This is a genomic window from Cryobacterium melibiosiphilum, assembly GCF_003602235.1.
In the GTDB taxonomy this organism is placed as follows: Bacteria; Actinomycetota; Actinomycetes; order Actinomycetales; family Microbacteriaceae; genus Cryobacterium; species Cryobacterium melibiosiphilum.
The window spans coordinates 58,865-77,927 of record NZ_QZVS01000094.1 but is presented as its reverse complement, the minus strand read 5'-3'; the positions used below and the strand labels follow the sequence as shown (position 1 = coordinate 77,927).

General features: G+C 65.7%; 16 protein-coding genes and 1 tRNA gene. 9 read left to right on the top strand and 8 right to left on the bottom strand.

Features of this window, described 5'->3' with window-relative positions; translation table 11 throughout:
* The first annotated feature begins 130 nt into the window (after window positions 1–130).
* From pstC to pstB, 3 genes are read left to right on the top strand one after another with little or no spacing between them, the layout of a single operon-like run.
* The gene (pstC, locus tag D6T64_RS17910; protein ID WP_119976044.1) at window positions 131–1,075 is read left to right on the top strand and encodes a phosphate ABC transporter permease subunit PstC; all 945 of its coding nucleotides are present in this window, start codon (window positions 131–133) and stop codon (window positions 1,073–1,075) included.
* Window positions 1,075–2,163, top strand: a complete 1,089-nt coding sequence (gene pstA, locus D6T64_RS17905) for a phosphate ABC transporter permease PstA (RefSeq protein WP_119976043.1) — start codon at window positions 1,075–1,077, stop codon at window positions 2,161–2,163. Before pstC ends, pstA begins: the two co-directional genes overlap by 1 nt.
* Window positions 2,164–2,208: 45 nt before the next feature.
* Entirely contained in the window at window positions 2,209–2,988 is a 780-nt protein-coding gene (gene pstB, locus D6T64_RS17900; protein WP_119976042.1) for a phosphate ABC transporter ATP-binding protein PstB, read from the top strand.
* Between the two features lie 365 nt (window positions 2,989–3,353).
* On the opposite strand, the gene D6T64_RS17895 is transcribed toward pstB, so the two are convergent.
* From D6T64_RS17895 to D6T64_RS17880, 4 genes are all read right to left on the bottom strand, one after another.
* On the bottom strand, window positions 3,354–4,241 hold the full coding sequence (locus D6T64_RS17895; protein WP_119976041.1) for an aminodeoxychorismate lyase: 888 nt from the start codon (window positions 4,239–4,241) through the stop codon (window positions 3,354–3,356).
* A gap of 229 nt (window positions 4,242–4,470) precedes the next feature.
* Complete coding sequence (locus D6T64_RS17890) at window positions 4,471–5,484, bottom strand: anti-sigma factor (protein WP_119976040.1); 1,014 nt, start codon at window positions 5,482–5,484, stop codon at window positions 4,471–4,473.
* On the bottom strand, window positions 5,481–6,077 hold the full coding sequence (locus tag D6T64_RS17885) for a sigma-70 family RNA polymerase sigma factor (protein ID WP_199719215.1): 597 nt from the start codon (window positions 6,075–6,077) through the stop codon (window positions 5,481–5,483). The genes D6T64_RS17890 and D6T64_RS17885 overlap by 4 nt, the downstream gene beginning before the upstream one ends.
* A 297-nt stretch (window positions 6,078–6,374) precedes the next feature.
* A complete protein-coding gene (locus D6T64_RS17880; protein WP_119976039.1) occupies window positions 6,375–7,004 on the bottom strand; it encodes a DNA-directed RNA polymerase subunit beta in 630 nt (209 codons plus the stop codon).
* Between the two features lie 122 nt (window positions 7,005–7,126).
* Here D6T64_RS17880 and D6T64_RS17875 point away from each other — a divergent pair.
* Window positions 7,127–7,199: transfer RNA gene (locus D6T64_RS17875), tRNA-Lys, on the top strand.
* A 348-nt stretch (window positions 7,200–7,547) separates the two neighbouring features.
* Here D6T64_RS17875 and D6T64_RS17870 read toward each other — a convergent pair.
* Window positions 7,548–8,066 (bottom strand): pyridoxine/pyridoxamine 5'-phosphate oxidase, encoded by a 519-nt coding sequence (locus D6T64_RS17870; protein WP_119976038.1) that lies wholly within the window; start codon window positions 8,064–8,066, stop codon window positions 7,548–7,550.
* A 323-nt stretch (window positions 8,067–8,389) separates the two neighbouring features.
* On the opposite strand from D6T64_RS17870, the gene D6T64_RS17865 reads away from it, so the two are divergent.
* The 5 genes from D6T64_RS17865 (at window position 8,390) to D6T64_RS17845 (ending at window position 15,044) form a co-directional block, all read left to right on the top strand.
* Window positions 8,390–8,890: a DapH/DapD/GlmU-related protein gene (locus D6T64_RS17865; protein ID WP_158594914.1), complete on the top strand. Its 501-nt coding sequence runs from the start codon at window positions 8,390–8,392 to the stop codon at window positions 8,888–8,890.
* A 453-nt stretch (window positions 8,891–9,343) separates the two neighbouring features.
* On the top strand, window positions 9,344–9,865 hold the full coding sequence (locus D6T64_RS17860) for a hypothetical protein (protein ID WP_119976036.1): 522 nt from the start codon (window positions 9,344–9,346) through the stop codon (window positions 9,863–9,865).
* A gap of 177 nt (window positions 9,866–10,042) precedes the next feature.
* Window positions 10,043–10,552: a hypothetical protein gene (locus tag D6T64_RS17855; RefSeq protein ID WP_119976035.1), complete on the top strand. Its 510-nt coding sequence runs from the start codon at window positions 10,043–10,045 to the stop codon at window positions 10,550–10,552.
* A complete protein-coding gene (locus D6T64_RS17850) occupies window positions 10,549–11,067 on the top strand; it encodes a hypothetical protein (RefSeq protein ID WP_147364609.1) in 519 nt (172 codons plus the stop codon). The genes D6T64_RS17855 and D6T64_RS17850 overlap by 4 nt, the downstream gene beginning before the upstream one ends.
* Before the next feature lie 32 nt (window positions 11,068–11,099).
* Complete coding sequence (locus D6T64_RS17845) at window positions 11,100–15,044, top strand: tandem-95 repeat protein (protein ID WP_158594913.1); 3,945 nt, start codon at window positions 11,100–11,102, stop codon at window positions 15,042–15,044.
* Here D6T64_RS17845 and D6T64_RS17840 read toward each other — a convergent pair.
* The 3 genes from D6T64_RS17840 to D6T64_RS17830 form a co-directional block, all read right to left on the bottom strand.
* Window positions 15,041–16,279, bottom strand: coding sequence for a GAF domain-containing protein (locus D6T64_RS17840; protein WP_119976032.1), 1,239 nt, complete (start codon window positions 16,277–16,279; stop codon window positions 15,041–15,043). The two genes, D6T64_RS17845 and D6T64_RS17840, sit on opposite strands and share 4 nt — an antisense overlap.
* A 179-nt stretch (window positions 16,280–16,458) precedes the next feature.
* Window positions 16,459–17,856: a DUF445 domain-containing protein gene (locus D6T64_RS17835; protein ID WP_233551367.1), complete on the bottom strand. Its 1,398-nt coding sequence runs from the start codon at window positions 17,854–17,856 to the stop codon at window positions 16,459–16,461.
* Window positions 17,857–17,940: 84 nt separating this feature from the next.
* A complete protein-coding gene (locus D6T64_RS17830) occupies window positions 17,941–18,903 on the bottom strand; it encodes an aldose 1-epimerase family protein (protein ID WP_119976030.1) in 963 nt (320 codons plus the stop codon).
* Window positions 18,904–19,063 lie beyond the last annotated feature (160 nt).

The following is a 19,063-nucleotide window of genomic DNA, read 5'->3' as shown; positions in this document are numbered from 1 at the left end:
CCACAGCACAGTCGCCCGGACCGGGATCGCAGGGATTGCGATCCCGGCTCGGGCACACTGGGGTCTGGAACCTCAGAGCCCAGTCTGAAGATCACCAGCACGACATACGCATATCAAGGAGACGCCCGGCATGACGACCACAGTTGCCGCCACCACCATAAAGGCCAGGCAACGCCCGGGCGACCGAGTGTTCTCGACCGCCACCGTCGTGTCTGGCAGCCTGATCCTCGCCGTGCTCGCGGCCGTGGCGCTGTTCCTGCTCGTGGAAAGCCTGCCGGCCTTCGTGGCCGAAGCCGACGCTTTTTCGGGCGAAACCAATAACTTCATGGAGTACGTCGGGCCCCTCGTCTTCGGCACGGTCTGGGCTGCCATTCTGGCCCTGCTGATGGCAGTGCCCGTCGCGATCGGTATCGCCCTCTTCATCTCGCACTTCGCGCCGCGCAAGCTCGCGCAGGGCCTGGGCTACCTCATCGACCTGCTGGCCGCCGTGCCGTCGGTCGTCTTCGGCCTCTGGGGCATCACCGTACTGGCGCCGCTCGTGCGCCCCTTCTACGTGACGCTGACCGAGTGGTTCGGCTGGTTCCCGCTCTTCGAGGGCCCGGTGTCCGGCACCGGCCGAACGATCCTGACCGTCGCGGTTGTTCTCGCCGTCATGATTCTGCCGATCATCACCGCCATCTGCCGCGAAATCTTTCTGCAGACGCCGCTGCTCCACGAAGAGGCCGCCCTCGCACTCGGTGCCACCCGCTGGGAGATGATCTCCATGGCCGTGCTGCCCTTCGGTCGCCCCGGCATCATCAGCGCGTCGATGCTCGGCCTCGGCCGCGCGCTTGGCGAGACCATGGCCGTCGCCATGGTGCTCTCGCCCAGCGCCGAGGTCATCTTCCAGCTCCTCACGGCGGAGAACCCGACCACGATCGCCGCCAACATCGCGCTCAACTTCCCCGAAGCGCACGGCGTCGGAGTCAACATTCTGCTCGCCACGGGCCTGATCCTGTTCCTGGTCACCCTCGTCGTGAACATGATCGCCCGCGTCATCATCAACAGCCGCAAGGCTTTTTCTGGAGCCAACTGATGAGCACCGACACGATCATTCGCCCGATCACCAACTCGCTCACCGCGGGCAAGCTGCCCAAACGGTCGCCGCTCTGGATTCTGCTGGCCAGCTGGGTTGTTGCCGGTGCCGTTTTCCTGGTTTTGCAGGTCACCGAGGTCGCCGACGGCTTCAACGTGATCGGCACGATCGTCTTCGGCACCGTGATCTACCTGATTGCCATCTACCTGCTGTCCCGCATGGTGGAAGGCGCACGCCAGGCCAAGGACCGCCTGATGACCGCGCTCGTCGCGTCCGCGTTCATCATTTCGCTCGTTCCGCTCGGCTCGATCATCATCACCACGGTCACGAATGGCCTGCCGGCCTTCCTCACTCCGTCGTTCTTCAACTCGTCGATGCGTAACGTGGTCGGCGAGGGCGGCGGCGTTCTGCACGCCATCACCGGAACCCTGCTGGTGACCGGCATGGCCACCCTGATATCGGTGCCGATCGGGCTGCTCAGCGCGATCTACCTGACGGAATACGGCACCGGCCGCCTCGCCCGGGCCATCACGTTCTTCGTCGACGTGATGACCGGTATCCCCTCGATCGTCGCCGGACTGTTCGCCTTCGCCCTCTTCGCGCTTTTGTTCAACGACCCGGGCATCCGCTTCGGATTCGGCGGCTCGATCGCGCTGGCCGTGCTGATGATCCCGGTCGTCGTGCGCTCGAGCGAAGAGATGCTCAAGCTCGTGCCGAACGAACTGCGCGAAGCCGCCTACGCGCTCGGAGTGCCGAAATGGCTGACCATCATGAAGGTCGTGCTGCCGACATCCGTCGCCGGCATCGTCACCGGCGTGATGCTGTCGATTGCCCGCGTGATCGGTGAGACCGCCCCGCTGCTGATCATCGCCGGTTTCACCGCGAGCATGAACTACGACCTCTTCAGTGAGCGGATGATGACCCTGCCGGTCTTCGTCTACAACCAGTACGTGAGCCAGGGTGTTGACTCGCAGGCCTACGTCGACCGCGCCTGGGCCGGCGCGCTCACGCTGATCCTCATCGTGATGGTGCTCAACCTCGCCGCCCGCCTGATCGCCCGCATCTTCTCTCCCAAGTTTGGCCGCTAAGTCCTCTCTGTTTCCTGCTTTTAGAATCAACTCGAAAGGGACTTAATGTCCAAGCGCATCGAAGTCAACGACCTCAACGTGTACTACACCAACTTTCTCGCCGTCGAAGGGGTCTCCCTCGTCATCGAACCCCGCACGGTGACGGCCTTCATCGGCCCGAGTGGCTGTGGCAAGTCCACCTTCATCCGCACGCTCAACCGCATGCACGAGGTCATCCCCGGCGCCCGCGTCGAGGGTGAAGTGCTCATCGACGGCAACAACCTCTACGGCCCGGGCGTCGACCCGGTGCTCGTGCGCCGCCAGGTGGGGATGGTGTTCCAGCGCCCGAACCCGTTTCCGACCATGTCTATCCAGGAGAACGTGCTCGCCGGCGTGCGCCTGAACAACCGCCGCATGTCCAAGAGCGACGCGGATGCGTTGACCGAGAAGGCGCTGCAGGGCGCCAACCTCTGGAACGAGGTCAAGGACCGCCTCGACCGGCCCGGATCGGGGCTGTCGGGCGGACAGCAGCAGCGCCTCTGCATCGCCCGTGCGATCGCGGTCGAGCCCGACGTGATTCTGATGGACGAGCCCTGCTCGGCCCTCGACCCGATCTCCACCCTCGCGATCGAGGACCTCATCGAAGAGATGAAGCAGGAGTTCACGATCGTGATCGTGACGCACAACATGCAGCAGGCCTCGCGCGTGAGCGACCGCACCGCGTTCTTCAACATCGCGGGCACCGGCAAGCCGGGCAAGCTCATCGAGTACGACGACACCACCACGATGTTCTCGAACCCCAAGGTGCAGGCCACCGAGGACTACGTGTCGGGTCGATTCGGCTAAAGATTCACTGCACGTTTGACGCCCCGGAACCGTTTGGTTTCGGGGCGTTTTTGTGTGTCGCGGGCGTGCCCGGGCGCATAACTCCTGCAAGTCACGCCAACTCCAGGAGAGAGCCGAGCAAAACACTGGGCTCTGAGCTACGTGGGCACCGCGCAGCAGGAGTTATGCCGCAGTCCGCCGGGAGGCGGAGGCGGTGAGGCAAAGACGCGACATCGCCGCCGACTGTGCGCCCGTGAAAGCAGGACGATGCACCCGCAGTGTGAACGTCGGCTCGCCAGGTTTCGACCGCTCCTTCGTCGCGGCTCAACCAGCGGGACCCCAGCGAGCGGATGCAACGGGCCGGGGCCCCGCGCGGCCGTCGGCTGCTACTCGGTGCGGGCGAGCAGGTACTCGTTGAAGGCGCGCGTGCGGGCGAGGTCGACGGGCATCGCGGCATTGTCGAGGGCTGTGACGGGAACGGCCAGGCGCACGCTCGAGACGAGCCAGGCGGCATCCGCTCGCTGCAGCTCGGAGAGAGGCACATCGCGGTAGACAACTCGCTCGCCCTCGGCTTCGAGGTGCTCGAAGAGGGCCTGCTGGGTGGTGCCGTGCAGGATGGCGCCGCTCGGGGCCGGCGTGACGAACCGGCCGCCGGTGAGCACGATGACGTTGCTGGTGGGGCCTTCCATGACGAAGCCGTCGGTGGTGGTGAAGATGGTGTCGTCGGCGCCGCGGCGGTGCGCCTCGCGCAGGGCGGCCATGTTGATGGCGTAGCTGAGGGTCTTGGCGCCCATCAGCAGCCAGGGCGCGCGTTCGGCGACTCCGCGCGGGTAGCCGCGGTCGAGGGTGACGACCTTCACGCCGGCCTCGCGCACGGCCGCGAAGTCGGGGGCGACGGTCGCGTGCAGCCAGGCGGTGGGGGCGGGGCCGTGCTCGACTCCGCGGCTGAGCACGAACTTGAGGGCGACCTGCCCGGTGTGGGGCACCCGGGAGACGGCGTAGTGGATCGCTGAGCGCCACTGCGCGGCGTTCGGCACCGGGAGGTCGCAGATCGCGGCGGAGTTGGCGAGGCGGCTGATGTGGGCCTCCACCTCCTGCGGGTGGCCGTTCACCATGCTCAGGGTTTCGAAGACGCCGTCTCCGCGCTGGGTGCTGAGCTCGCCCACGCGCAGGGCGGGAGCGGCGGAGTCCATCTCGTGGAAGGTGTTGTGAAAGTCCGTGCGGGCGTCGTCGGCGGAAACGGGATCGATCAGCAGGGTGAAGGGGAGCCTCATGACCCCGAGCCTACGGGGTCACGGTCATTCGCCGCTCGCGGGGTGGTGTGGTGCTGAGGTGCGGAAAAAGCACCCTTATTTCGCCCACGAAGGTGCTTTCTCCGCAACTCAGCGGATGCCCTCGGCTGGCGCGCCCGGACCGCCCGGAGCCCGGGGCTCAGGTGCGGAAAAAGCACCCTCGTTCCTGCAACGAGGGTGCTTTGTCCGAAACTCGACCGGGCCGTGGGCCTTAGCTCTGGAAGGCCACGATCGGGTCGGTGGTGGGGGCATCCGAGCCGCCGTTGGGCTCCACGGTCACGCCGACCGCGTCGCCGGCGTGCATGGTGCCGTCGAGCACCCGCCAGACGGTTCCTTCGCCGGTGGAGTCGAAGGTTCCGGCCGAGAGCGGGCCGTCGCCGTTGATGTACCACAGCTGGTAGTCCTGGTCGCTCGGCAGCGCCGGCAGTTCATCGACGAGCACGGCGGAGATTCCGAGCGTGTTCGACCAGACCAGGGTGGCTTCCTGGCCGTCGCCGGTCGTCGTCGACGCCCGCTGCGAGTCGGGCGCGGCGTTGATCTGGGCGAGGCTCGCGGCCTGCTGCTCGACGAACTGGTTGTCGTTCAGGGCGCCGCCGATCACGGTGCCGCCGACGAACAGGGCGACCGCGGCGGATGCAGCCACCAGCAGCCGGGCGGGCCGCTGGAACCAGCGTGCCTGGGCGCGGGCTTCGGCGCCGGAGCGCAGCGGGGCCGCCTGAGCGCCGGTGCCTGTGGATGCCGGACGACGTTCTGCGAGCAAGCCGGCGTCGGGTTCGCCGGCGCTCGCCTCGATCGGGCCCGGTGTCGCAGGCTCGGTCGGAGTCGCGGTGGTGCTGGATTCGGTGCGGGCCTCGCGCCGAGAGCGCGGGGCATCCGGGGTGGCGGGGTTCGCGGGGACCAGGGTCAGCGGGGTGACGGGGGCCGGGGCATCCGTCGGCTGCGGCGCCTGGTGAGCGGCCTGGGCCGGCCCGCCCAGCGGCGCGAGCTGGGGGGTGGTCTTGATCAGGTCCATGAGGCTGGCCTTGAGAGCGGCGCTCGGCTGCACAGGAATCGTGGCGAGGCCGAGGGCCACTGCGGTGTCGCTCAATTCCTCTGCCTCAATTCTCGCTTGCTCAGACTGGTCAAGGTACTGCTCGTAGAGCGCGATGTCATCCTGCGACAGGGCGTTCAGGGCATAGGCGCCGCCGAGTTCTTCGGGGTGCCCGGTGGAAGTGTCTTTGTTCATGAGGTGACGCCCAGTTCGTCGCGCAGGCGGATCAGACCGTCACGCAGTCGGGTTTTCACGGTGCCGAGCGGAATGTGGAGCATGTCGGCAACCTCGCTGTGACTGTAGCCGCCGTAATACGCGAGGCTGACGGCCTGGCGTTGCAGCTGAGTCAATCGGGACATTGCCTTCTCCACCCTTTCGTGTTCGATCCGTACTTCTACGGTTTCTGCTACGTGATCGTAAGCAACCGCGAGGTCGCGGATGCCAATTTTGGTGTCGCGGTCACGCCCGGCCTGTGAAGACCGGATGCGGTCCACCGCTCGCCGGTGTGCCATGGTCATGATCCAAGTGGATGCTCCGCCACGCCCGGCCTCATAGCGCGTCGCCGTCTGCCAGATCTCCAGGAAAATCTCTTGGGTCACTTCTTCGGACTGCGCGTGGTCAACGAGTAACCGTTTGACCAGGCCAAGAACTCGCGGAGCAACCTGGTCATACAGATCTCCGAAAGCAGCCTGGTCGCCCTGCGCCACACGGCCCAGCAGCTCTTCCTTGGTGGGAGGAGCCGTCGACTCTACGTCGAAGTTGGATTCAGCTGTCATGAGTTCAAGCATGTCAGGTCTTGCACCGTTCCATGCATAGGGTTCGGTACCGAGTGCAGAACGGTTTGGTTCTGTCGCAGGTTTTGTCTCACCACCCCGGATTCATCACGGGGAGCGCAGAGTAAAGGCCGAGCCGCAGAACGCCTCTCGGCGTGAGGCCGTTCGAAACGGCGAATATTGGAGCCCGGGGTTACTGCGGCCCGACCAGTCACCAGTGTATTCGAGGTTTGGGGCAGACGACGGATGTTCGCCCTCGGCGCAGTCGTGCAGCATCCGTGTGTCGCGGTGCGCGCGGTGCAGGGGGTGGAGCTACTCCAGGGAGTCGCTGCGCCAGAGGCGGGCGCAGGCGGTGAACTCCTGCGCGGTCGTGGAGAAGCGCAGCGCGCGGGTGGTCAGTTCAGACGAACGCGTGGGTTCGGTGAGGTCGAGATCATCGGCGACGCTCGTGCATCCGCTCGCCGTGACCCGGCAGTACGCGGCGGCACGGTCGAGGGCGACGGCGAAGTCGCCGGTGAAAACGCCGCGCAGAATCTCGTCGGCGAGGGCGATGATCTCGGCGGGGCCGGTGGGGACCGCGGCGCCGGCGACGAGCGGATCGATGGTGATCGCGACATCCGTGCCGCGTTGATACATGTACGAGGTGGTCTCGGGGTCCTGGCGGATCAGCAGCCTGATCAGGTAAATGCGCCAGAGGGCGCCCGGCAGGCTGCGGGGGGTGGCGCGGCTCCAGAGTTCGGCGACGGCGTCGATGCCGTTTTCGTCGGTATAGGCGACGAGTCGTTCGACGGTCTCGGGATTGGGGTCGCTGCGCACGCGGGCAAGCAGGGCCTGGGCGGTCTCGTGGGCGATGCGGCTGATGTGCGCCGGGTCTTCGCCGCCCTTGAACGCCTCGAACCGGCCGCTGGAGAACTGGGTGGGCTTGTGAAAGTTGTCGGCCATGGCGTTCTCCTGTTCGGGTCGGGCGTTTCGGGGTCTGCGACCGAGAATACCGCGTGTTTTTGGGAGGCCACCCCTGCCCTCTGGAAAGAAGAGGAGTGAATGCAAGGTAAGTTGGTAGACGCGGGCCTCTAGCTCAGTTGGTAGAGCAAAGGACTTTTAATCCTTGGGTCGTCGGTTCGAGCCCGACGGGGCCCACCTTAACCGCGCTTTGCGCGCGGCGGGTAGCGCACCGGATGACGTTCTCCGGTGCGCATCCGTTGTTAAACGGCCCGCTGGTTGAGCCTGCGCGCGAAGCGCGCTGGTCGAAACCACGCAAGCCGACCCTCAGACTGTAGATCGGCTCACGATGGTTTCGACACGGGCGCGCCAAGGGCGCGCGCGCCCTGCTCAACCAGCGAGAGGGGGAAATCCCGCTGGTTGAGCCTGCGCGCGGAGCGCGCTGGTCGAAACCCAGCGAGCCAACCCTCAAACCGCGGGAGGATCGGCTCACGGGGTCTCGACACGCGGGCGAAGAGCGTGCCCGCTGCTCGACCAGCGAAATAGCTACAGGGCGTAGCGGTGCCGAATGTGATGGCGGTCGGCGCTCGCCTGCCAGAACTCGACCTCGGTCGGGTGCAGGGCGTAGAGCTGCCAGGCCGGGTTGTCCGAACCGTCTGCTCCGGGGCGGTCGTCCCAGTCGGCGGCGGACTCCTCGGCCGACTCCAGCGTCACCGTTCCGACGACGCGGATCTGCCGACCCACGGCCGGCCAGTAGAAGTTCATCGCGGCCTGCGGGTTGGCGGCGAGTTCGCCCCCCTTGCGGGAACTGCGGGTCGACGCGAAGTAGAACGCGTCGACCCCGACGTCTTTGAGGATCAGCATGCGCGAGCTGACCGCGCCCTCGGCCGTCGCGGTAGCGAGGCTGAACGCGTGCGCCGCGGGCAGGTCTGCGGCGAGCGCCTCACCGAGCCAGGCACGAAACAGGCTGATCGGGTCGGCGGGGGCCGTGGCCGGGTCGAAGACCGGCAGGTTGTCGGGAAAATCGGGCAGGGCGCGCAGCTGGCGGCGAAGGGAGTCGGTCACGCCGCGAGCCTAGCCCGCCCGGCTGCGGCGGGACCTGACGACGCTGCCCGCATCGGGATTTGCCGCCGCTGGGGCCGGCGGCACGGCGATGTCGGCGGCATAACTCCTGCACTTTTGCCCGTGGCTCGACCGACTGCCGCGTAATGACGGGCAAGTTTGTGCCCGAGCAGAAAATCAGCAGGAGTTGTGCCGCGGGGACGTCGACGACGAGCGCCTGCAAGCTCACTGAGAAACCCACGGGGGGTATTCACGCGCGGAATGGAAACCACTACCCTCGCGTTTAAGACGTAGAGCCGCACAATTTGCGGCAGAGAGAGGTCGCAGTGCGACGCAAGAGCGAAGAGGTTGAGCGCGAAGCAGGAGTTGTGGACAAGTACCGCAGCCACGCGAACGGAAACGGGTGGGTGTCGGCGAAGGCCACGGTGCATCCGTCGGCGTTCGTGTCGGAGAACACCTACGTTGAGGCCGGGGCCGAGATCGGCGCGGAGACCTGGATCGGGGCCGGCAGCTGGATCGATCAGGGCGTCATCGTGGGCGAGCGGGTCTTTGTGGGGCAAAACGTGCACGTGGGGCCCGACTCCCGGCTCGGCTCGAGCGCCTGGATCGGCAGCAACGCGCGCATCGGCGCCGAGGTGCGCATCTCCGGCGGGGTTCGGCTCGAGCGTGACGCAGTGGTGGCCGACACGACAATCATCGGCCCACCTCCGGCAGCCCGCCTGAACGCCGTGGCGCACCGGGTTCCGCCGCACCTGATGCCGAGCTCCGGCACGACGGATGCCGCCCCCGTCAAGCGGGCTCGCAGCCGGTACACCCGCGCCGCGTAACCACAGGTCGCGCATATTAGCACCCGAGCGGGGTCGACATCGTCGGCCCCGCTTTCGCATGCCCGCCGACGATGAGATTCAGGGGAGTTTCCTCTCCTCTCCCCCGCACTGGGGCCATCCGCGAACGCACGCATTCCGGCACCCTGGGTCGGTAATTAGTGCCCTAAGCAGTGCCGGGAGTAGGCGCCGGCCATTTCATGCCGTAGACCGTACGGTAGACCCGTCGCGCCGCGCCCATTAGGGCCGAAAGTCCCGCGTCTTTTCACGGATCACCCCCGTTCAGCCGACATGGGGACAGACAGGCTGAATACGCGGGATAGACACCCAGTTGTGGGGCTATAACGGGCTCAGGGCGCTCACTAACGTGTTGCATATCGGGCTACCGGTGGTCATGGGGTACGCATTCTGCAAACGACCACAGGTTTTTAGCCAATACAAGCCAGGAGTTTTGCCATGCGCAAGAAAATGTCCAAAAAGGCGATTGCGATCGCCCTCGTCACAACCGTCGTGCTCGGTGGAGCCGGCGCCGCGTTCGCCTACTGGACCTCGACGGGCACCGGGCAGAGCACGGCAACGATGGGGACGACAACGACCGTCACGGTCGTGCAGGATGCCACCGTTGCTGCGGCAGCTATCGCTGAACTTTATCCGAGCGACACGGTCACGATCCCGCTCACGGGTAAATTCGTCAACACGAACGATGGCCCCGTCAACATCTACAGCGTGACGGCCAAAGTAGACTCGGTCTCCCCCAGCACCTGCGGCGTCGAGAACTTCGAGATCAAGGGAAGCCCGATGATTCGCGCTATCGCAGACCAGCCCGTTCCGGTGTCGACTGAGGCGACTCCCGGCGGAAGTTGGAGCGGTGCCACTCTTGGACTCCTTGAAACTGACTTGAACCAGGATCTCTGCAAAAATGCTGTCGCCACAATCAAATACACTGCCGAAGCGACAGAGACAGTTCCTGCTGGCTAGCTCTTAGCCCGCATCACAAACGCGGATGGGGCCAGGCCGGTCGGCCTTGCCCTATCCGCACCCGGCGTTAAGGCGGGAGCACGCTGGGAAGCGTGGCGGGGCATCCGCTGACTGAAAACAACTCACACCGAAGTAACACGCAGCACACACACTTTTCCCGATAGCTGAACGGGCCAGATGATTATCGCGGCGCAGTCCTCGCATGTTGCGACCTACGGCGCCCTCGCGCTGCTGGCCGTGAGCACGGTGCTGCTGCTGTCGGCCGATATGCCGCTCTATGCCGGGGATCCGCTGCACGGCCGGCCCGCCGATGAGGTGCTGCTCGGCATCGCCGGCACCACGAGCGAGCCGCTCTTTCCCGGTGACGTGCAGGCGCTGAACCTCGAGCTGAGCAATCCGCACGACTTTGCCGTCGACGTGGACTCCCTCGCGGTCACCCTGATCGAGGTCGACGCGCCCCGGGCGACCGCGCAGCTCGGCTGCAGCCTCGCCGATTTCGCCGCCGTGCAGGTGCGGCAAAGCCTCGCGCTGACCGTTCCGCCGGCGACGACCGCGACGCTCACGGCGCTCGGGGTTCCGCGGGCGTTTCTGCCGCAGCTCGCGATGCTCAACCCCAACCTCAACCAGGACGGCTGCAAGGGCGCGACGATCACTCTGCGGTATGAAGCGACGGGGGGCCAGCCGTGATGGCGCGGCACGGTTCAGGTTCTGGGCAGCGGATGCTGCGGGCCCGGTTCGCGCGCACGCTCGCGACCCTGGGCATCCTCGTCGTGTCGCTGATTGCGGGGCCGGTGGCGTACGGGTATTGGACCGGGGCTGGCGTGGGCGCGGGGAGTGCGGGGTCGGGGACGACTGTTCCCCTGGAGCTCAGCGCCGGGGCCGTGTCGGCGGGGCTGTACCCGGGCGGCAGCGCGAATGTCACGCTGACGGTCAAGAATTCCAACGCGGGGCCCGTGCGCATCAACAGGTTTTCGTTGAACACGGCGCTGGGTACGTCCGGGTTCACCGTCGAGAGTGGGTTGACGACCTGCGCGCTGAGTTTCACGGCCGATTCTACCGGGTGGGATATTGTCGCGCGGGAATCGTCGACTGTGGCGAGCACGACGTCCATCACGCTGGGCGGGGCGATCTTGATGGGGACCGGGGCCACAAGTGATTGCCAGGGCAAGTCGATCACCGTGTATCTGGGGGCGGACTCATGACCCGCGCCGGGGGAACGCGGCGAAGGTGGTCGTTGCTGAAGCGGCTCATCGCGATTCCGCTGGCGTTCGTGCTGGCCAGCGGTGCGGCCTGGGGATACTGGACGGCCGGGTCGCTCTCGGGCGGTAACGGACTGTCGTCGATCGCGAGCATCGACGCTCCCGGCACCCCGAGAACCTTGGTCTCCGGCCATGCGGTGACGGTGAGCTGGGATGGCGTGAAGTTGAACAACGGGACTGCGGTCACGGGTTACGACGTGATGCGTTATTCAGGGTCGACGAAGCAGACCATGACCACGGCCTGTAACGTCACCGTAACCGCCACGAGCTGCATCGAAAAATATGTGCCCGTCGGAACATGGACTTACACGATTCAACCGGTGTATTGGCTCTGGAAAGGTGCAGAGAGTTCGGCGAGCACGAGCTTTACGATCGTGAATTCCGCGCCGGTGGCGACTGCGGACTCCTACAGCACGAACGAGGACACGGCGCTCACAGTAGCGGCGCCCGGAGTGTTGTCGAATGACACCGACGCGGAAAGCGGCACGCTCATGGCTGAACTGGTCACCGGAGTTGCCAGCGGCACCTTGAGCTTTGCCACGAACGGGAGCTTCACCTACACGCCGCAAGGAAATTTCAGCGGTACGGACTCGTTTACGTATCGAACGAGCGACGGCTCCCTTGTATCAGAGAGCGTCAAGGTCACCCTGAGTGTGGCTGCCGTCAATGACGCGCCCGTCAACCGGATGCCGGGTACTCAGGAGACGCCGCAGAACACCAGCAAGACGTTCAGCACCACGAACAAGAACCTCGTTTCCATAAGCGATATCGACTCGACAAGTGCCAAAGTCACACTCACCGCGACCAACGGCACCATCACGCTTTCGGGGACCAGTGGGCTCACTGGCAGCACCACGAGTGGCTCCACCACGATGACGTTCACAGGAACAATCGTCAACATCAATCTGGCTCTCGCCGGCATGAGCGTGGCGGTCGGAAGTGCGTCGACCGCCGCTACCGCGACACTGAAGATGGTCACGAGTGATCTGACCAGCAGTGGCGTGGTGATGGACACCGACACGGATACCGTGACCATCAACGTGAACGCATACGGCGTCTTTACGAATAAAGCCACGATCGGTGCGGCAGTTGCTGGGTCCAGCAGTAACTCGTCGACGTCGGACTACACCGTTACCGGCTCGGGAAGTGACATCTGGGGTACCAGCGACCAGTTCTACTTTTTGTATCGCGCGCTCAGCACGGATGGTCGCCTCACAGCGAGAGTCGTCTCGCAGTCAGAGGGCTCCGATGCAGGCGCGAAGGCCGGCGTCATGGTCAGACAAACAACGGCTGCAAACAGCGCTCATGCTTCGATGAAGATAGAAAAAACTCTGGGTTCCGAATTCACCTACCGGCAACAGGCAGGTGACAACACCGGCTACACCGCCGCCAATTCCAACTACCTCGCTCCCTACTATGTTCGAATAACCCGGCAAGGCACCACCATGACGGGCGAAAGGTCGTACACCGGCGTAGCGGGCACATGGGTTGTCGAGGGTTCGGCCGTCATTGCTGCTTCCAACTTGATCGGGCTTGCCGTCACATCACGCAATACCAGCACGTCAAGCACAGCAGTGTTTTCAAACGTGCTGCTGCAGACTCCGCCTACGACCAAGGAAGACGCGTACTCGCAAAACGAAGACACCACACTGACGGTCAGCACCAGCAACGGAGTACTTGCCAACGACAGAGACAGTGAGGGAAACGCACTGACAGCCACGCTCGTGACTGCGCCGACCGCCGCCAATTTCGCCCTCAGCTCTGACGGTTCTTTCACCTTCACGCCCGTCGCCAATGACAGCGGCGCGCGAACTTTCACGTACACCGCAACGAACGGTGCCTTCACGTCGGCGGCAACGACCGTAACCCTCAATATTCGCCCCGCCAACGAAGCGCCAAGTTTCACGAAGGGTGGCGACCAGAGCGTGCTTCCCAGCTCAGGCGCGAAGTCCATTTCGGGATGGGCAACCAACGTTACTGCCGGTTCCGCCGAAACCCAGGGCATGAACTTCACGACGACGAGCACGAATTCAAGCCTATTTAGCGTGCAGCCGGTGGTCAGTCCGACCGGAACCCTCACTTACACACCCTCCGGCACCTCCGGGTCGTCCACGGTGACCGTAAACCTCGTCGATAATGGCGGCACCGCGAACGGTGGCGTCGCCACCAGCTCCCAAACCTTCACCATCACCGTCGCGGCCGACGCTTCCGGGCCGACCGGCGGTTCAGTCACGGCGGCCCGAACCGGGACCAGCTCGGCGTACTCACCCGCGGCCGTTAGTCTCACCCTAACGAAGGGGACGGATACGCCCAGTGGCGTGGCGGCATCCGGTGCGAAGCTGCTGCGTGCGTTCGGGACACTGACGTCGACGAACGGAACAACAGCAGACGGGGTCTGCAGCGCCCTGGGCAACTACACGCAACTGGGCAGCGACGACCCAGCCGCGAGCTACACGGATACGATCACCACCGCCACTGGCTCAGGCTGTTACAGCTACCAGTACGTCGTGCAGGACACAGTGGGGAATGCGTCGACCAACACGATCGCACTACCCGTCAAGGTGGACCTGAGCGCGCCATCCGCTCCGACGCGCCTGGCCTACTCGGGGCTCACGAACGCGTATTCCAACGCGACCGGCGTCGTCTACTACAACCCCACCCTGGGTGGGAGTTTCACCACGGTGGCAAGCGGCGCTACCGATGCCCAGTCCGGAATCGCCGGCTACAACTATCCGGCGCTCGGGGGTTCATTCGGTTCGAGCACGAGTGGAACCTACGCGTGGCCGTCGTCTTCGTCGACGACGGGCCCCGGTGCCAAGACTGTGACGGCGAAGAACAACGCGTTTGCGGCGTCGGCATCCGGACTCTCATTCACTGCCACGCCGGATTCCACGGCACCAACAGCAGCGCCCACCATGTACACATCGCCCGCCGGATCATCGTCGACGACGTCAATCTCGGTGTATTTTGCTTCGGGAAGCGACGACGGCTCGGGAATAAAGAGCAGACAGTTGAAGCGCGCCACAGCTCCTCAGACGAACGGAGCTTGTGGGACGTACGGCGATTACACCACGATCACTGCGACGACCTCGCCTTACACCGACGCGTCTGTGACCCTGGGAAGCTGTTACAGGTACCAGTACGTGGTGACCGACAATGTGGGGAACGTGCGGACTACGTTGGCGACGACCTCTGACGTGCGGTTGCATGCCACCTACGCCAGCACCATTCAGAACTCGAACTCGTGGGACTATTTCAAGTTGAGTGAAGCGTCCGGGCCAAACATGGTCAACAACGGACGAGGATCGACCGGCGTGTATGTCGGCACTCCCACTTTTGGAGTCAGCGGGCCGGTGAACCCGGAAGACGGCGCGAGAGCCGTGACGTTCAGTGGAGACGATTACGCGACCATCTCGTACGGTTACGCGGGGAACTACGGTTTGGCGAATTTCTCTCTCGAGTTCTGGTTCAAATCCACTGACGCGTCGGCAGCGTCATGCCCGACTACTTCTCCCTATTGGTGGCAGGGTAAAGGTCTTGTGGACGCTGAAATCAGCGGTTCTGGTGAGGACTTTGGAGTCTCCTTCTGTCACGGCAACGTGCTGGCCGGCACCGGAGCGTCTGGAGGATACCCCGACACCACGATAAAGTCGTCCTCAACATACACGGATGACAAATGGCACCAAGTTGCGTTCACGCGAGCTTCTACGGGGTACTACATCCTGTATGTCGACGGCGCACCTGTCTCAGGTCAACAAGGCGGGACTGCCAACCTCAACGTGCCGCAGATCACCGTCGGAAAAATCAACAATGCAGGCGGCTATTTCGTTGGAAGCATGGATGAACTCTCGTCCTACGACGTCGTTCTCACGCCGAGCCAGGTCCAGACGCATTACAACTACGGGCGCGTAGACCCCTAGTTTTGCCCCGCAGGCTCACGCAGCTCGCGCTGCACCAGCAGGGCCAGCTCGCGCAGCAGGGCGCGGTCGACGTCGGTCGCGGCGCGCGGCTCGGGGTCGAACACGCAGAGAGCCCCGATGCGCTCGCCCGACGGGGATTCGATGGGGAAGCCGGCGTAGAACCTGATGCGCGGGTCGCCGAGTACGAGCGGATTCTCGCGGAATCGCTCGTCGTCGAGGGCGTCGGCGACGATCATCGGCCCGCGGCCCTCGATCGTGACCGCGCAGAACGACGCGCTGCGCGGCACCTCATCTGGTTCGAGGCTGACCCGGGCCTTGTGCCACTGGCGATCGTGGTCGATCACGGTGATCGCGGCCGAGTGGGTGTGGAACATCCGCTGCGCCAATTCGACGAGGCGATCGAAGCGCGGTTCTGCGACGGTGTCGAGAATTCCGAGCCCGTCGACCGCACGCTGCCGGGCGGCTTCCGCGGCGATGGCGTCGCTCTGGGCCAGGGCGACGGATGCCGCGGCCGCGTCGCTGATGGCGACCCGCCCTGCATCCAGGGCCGGCGCGAGGTGGTCGGCGATCGGAACGGCCCAGTCGCGGTAGTCCTCCAGGGTGCGGTGGCGATCGATCGAGACCGAGGCCGCGGGGGCGAAGGGCAGAAACCGGGTGCGCGGAATGGTGGCGCAGGTGTCGGCGCTGAGCTGGTTCAGGTGCGCGGCATGGCGATCGGCGACGCCGCCGAGCATCGTGTCGAGGGTGTCGATGCCGCGGATCGAGTGGATGCCGAGCACGAAGACGGTCGTGCTCTGCGAGGTGACCTGCTCGAGGTGCTCGAGGAGGGAGCGCAGCTGGGAAGTCCAGACCCGGCCGGAGGTGAGCGCGAGGGCGTCGTTAATGCCGAGCGTGACCACGACCGCATCAAAACGGGAGAGCCTGCGGCACCGCACGGCCACGAGGGCGTCGGCGGCGGACATCCGCTCGCTGGCGAGTACGTCGACGTCGACCCCGCGGCCGGTGCGAGCGGTGAGGTTGCGGGCGAGCGTGCCCGCCAGGCCGAGGTCGTGGCTGGTCACACCCCAGCCGAGCGCCGGTCCGCAGCCGAGCAGCAGGATGCGGTCACTGTCGATGCCGGCGGAGTGCACCTGCGGCGCGTCGAAGGGGCGTGGGACGGAGCGAAAGTTGCGCTCGACGACCACGGAATAGACGTGCATCACCGGGACCAGCATCAGGCGGATGATTTCGTGCATGGTGTTGCCTCTTGACCGGGGCCTCGGTGCTGACCCCAGTCTTCAGTTTCACCCCTCTTCGGGGGATGCGGTAGCTCTGGTCCGGATTCGGTGCGGATTCGAGGAAATCGTTGGTTGAGCCGCGACGAAGGAGTGGTCGAAACCAGGCGGGACGGACCTCAGACCGTAGGGTGGGCCGGTCAGAGCAGGGCGGCGACGAAGTGCGCGACGGTGAAGATGGTGAGGCCGGCGAGGGCGCCCACGACGGTGCCGTTGATGCGGATGAACTGCAGGTCGCGACCGACCTGAAGCTCGATCTTGGCGGCGGTTTCGGCGGCATCCCAGCGTTCGACGGTCTCGGTGATGACGCCGGCGATCTCGTGCCGGTAGGTCTGCACGAGGTGGCTGGCGGAGTCCGCAAGCCAGCGGTCGACGCGGGCGCCGAGCACCGGATCGGTCGCCAGGCGGCCGCCGATATCCACGATGGTGGAGCGGATGCCCGCCCGCAGCGGGCTCTGCGGGTCGGCGAGGGCCTCACCCAGGGACGCTTTCACCGACTCCCAGGTCTCCCCCGCGAACTCCCGCAGCCGGGCACTGTCGAGCAGCTCGGTCTTGAGATTCTCGACCCGGTCGATCATGGCCTGCTCGTGCTGCAGGTCGTGCATCAGCTCCTGCAGGTAGCGATCGATCGCTTCCCGCACCGGATGCTGCGGCTCGGCCCGCGCGCTCGCCACGAATCCCAGCACCTCGCGGTAGGCCTTGTCATCGACGAGCTTGTCGACGAATCCCGGCATCCAGCTCGGCAGCCGCCGGGACACGGCCCGGCCGAAGGCCTCGGGGTGTTCGCGGAGCCAGCCGTCAGCCTTGTCGAGCAGCAGGTCGACCGCCGCGTGCTGCTGGCCGGAATCGACGAGCCGCTCACCAACCCGGCCGAGGCTCGGACCCCACTCCGGCTTGACGAGGTGTTCGCGGGCGAGAGATTCGATCAGGCCCTGGATGTTCTCATCACCCAGCAGCGACAGCACACCCTGGCCGGCGACGGCGAGCTCATCGCTGAGGCGTTCCGCGTTGCTCGGGGTTTCGAGCCAGGCGCCGAGTCGCCTCGAGATGCCGATGCTTTCGAGCTTGCCGCGCACGACCGATTCGCTCAAGAAATTGGTCTCGACGAACTCGCCGAGGCTCGCGCCGATCTCATTTTTGCGGCTCGCGATGATGTTGGTGTGCGGGATGCGCAGGCCCAGCGGGTAGCGAAACAGGGCGGTGACGGCGAACCAGTCGGCGATAGCGCCGACCATGCCGCCCTCGGCCGCGGCGCGCACGTATTGCAGCCACGGGTATTGCTCCTGCAGGGCGAAGGAGACGATGAAGATGAGCGCCATCAGCACGAGAAGGGCTAGCGCGAGCCGCTTCATGCCGGTGAGGGCCGTGCGGCGGGCGGCGTCCCCGGGGGTGAGCGGGGACGCGGTAGCCGGCGTCACGGGTTCGGGTCGCTGCTCGATCGGGGCGGCCTGTTCGGGCGTCGCGGGGGCCGCATGCCGGGGTGAAGTCGCGCCCGTGGGGCGGGAGGAGGGCGGGCCCGGAGCGTCGGAGGTGAGCACGGGCACGAGTTTAGCCTGACCCGGCGAGCGGGGCCGGGGCATCCGCTGCCGGGGTCGCGGCGGGTCTCGCAGCCAGCAGTCGGGTCAGGCGGTGAAGCCCGCGGGGCGGATGCCCCAGCGCACGGTCCAGGACTCGCCCGGCTTCAGCCAGCGCACGCCCGCGCCGGAGTTGAAGGCGTCGGCGGGGGCGGTCATCGGCTCGATCGCCACGGCCTGGCCGCGAATCGGGTCGACGCCGGGCGTGGAGTGCACCGGGAAGATGCGCGGCGTGTAGACCTGAACGAAGCGCATGTGCTCGTCGCCCCACAGGGTCACGCTGCGGCCGTCGGGCGCGGTAAGCGAATGTTCGCCGCGGAGGCCCTCGGGAGCATCCGTCACGTCGACGTCGGCGAATCCGTCGTCCAGATTCAGGGTGTCGACCTTGACCCCGGCGCGCAGGTCGTCACTGGTGCCCTCGACCGGGGTCTGCCCGGTCGGGTTCAGGCGGTCATCGACGTCGATGTGGGTCGCGGCGGCGACCCGCAGCACGAGGTCTCCGGTGGGCACGTCACCGATCTTCAGGTAGGGGTGGGCGCCGACGGCGACCGGCGCATCCGTCTCGCCGGCATTGCGCAGAATGTGGGTGACGGTCAGGCCCGTCGCGCCGAGCGCGTAGGTGACGGCGGTTTCGAGGTGGAAGGGGTAGCCCGACTGCGGAAAGACCGTCGCCCCGAGGGTGACGGAACTGCCGGTGAAGTCGAGCTCGTGGTAGGGCGTGAAGCGCAGCAGGCCGTGGATCGCATTGTGCCGGGCCGGTTCGGTGAGCGCGAGCTGGCGGGGCGTGCCATGGTCATTCCACAGGCCGTCGCGAATGCGGTTCGGCCACGGCACGAGCACGATTCCGGCCGCCATCGGGGGTTGTTCGCTGACCGGGAAGGTTTCGACCAGGTCTATGCCGCCGACGGAATATGCCCGCAGGCCGGCGGCGACTTCGGTGATGGTGGCGCGCGCAGCCCCGGCGGGGGTCGTCGCGGTGAGTTCATACTGCATTCCGGTGGCTGCTGGCATGGGATCAGCCTAGTGTCGCGTGCATTAGTGGGCATGCTGCGGTGGTGCCCGTGCTCACAGGCAGGCGAGTGCGTTGGAATCGTGCACAGACTGCGCAGTCAGGTGAACCGCGGAATTATCCCCAGGTTCGACTCTGAGAAATTTTCCACAGGAACCCCCG

Coding starts and splice junctions, on each gene's coding strand:
- pstC (WP_119976044.1), top strand. CDS start 131: ATGACGACCACAGTTGCCGCCACCACCATAAAGGCCAGGCAACGCCCG.
- pstA (WP_119976043.1), top strand. CDS start 1,075: ATGAGCACCGACACGATCATTCGCCCGATCACCAACTCGCTCACCGCG.
- pstB (WP_119976042.1), top strand. CDS start 2,209: ATGTCCAAGCGCATCGAAGTCAACGACCTCAACGTGTACTACACCAAC.
- D6T64_RS17895 (WP_119976041.1), bottom strand. CDS start 4,241: ATGAGGCTCCCCTTCACCCTGCTGATCGATCCCGTTTCCGCCGACGAC.
- D6T64_RS17890 (WP_119976040.1), bottom strand. CDS start 5,484: ATGAACAAAGACACTTCCACCGGGCACCCCGAAGAACTCGGCGGCGCC.
- D6T64_RS17885 (WP_199719215.1), bottom strand. CDS start 6,077: ATGCTTGAACTCATGACAGCTGAATCCAACTTCGACGTAGAGTCGACG.
- D6T64_RS17880 (WP_119976039.1), bottom strand. CDS start 7,004: ATGGCCGACAACTTTCACAAGCCCACCCAGTTCTCCAGCGGCCGGTTC.
- D6T64_RS17860 (WP_119976036.1), top strand. CDS start 9,344: ATGCGCAAGAAAATGTCCAAAAAGGCGATTGCGATCGCCCTCGTCACA.
- D6T64_RS17855 (WP_119976035.1), top strand. CDS start 10,043: ATGATTATCGCGGCGCAGTCCTCGCATGTTGCGACCTACGGCGCCCTC.
- D6T64_RS17840 (WP_119976032.1), bottom strand. CDS start 16,279: ATGCACGAAATCATCCGCCTGATGCTGGTCCCGGTGATGCACGTCTAT.
- D6T64_RS17830 (WP_119976030.1), bottom strand. CDS start 18,903: ATGCCAGCAGCCACCGGAATGCAGTATGAACTCACCGCGACGACCCCC.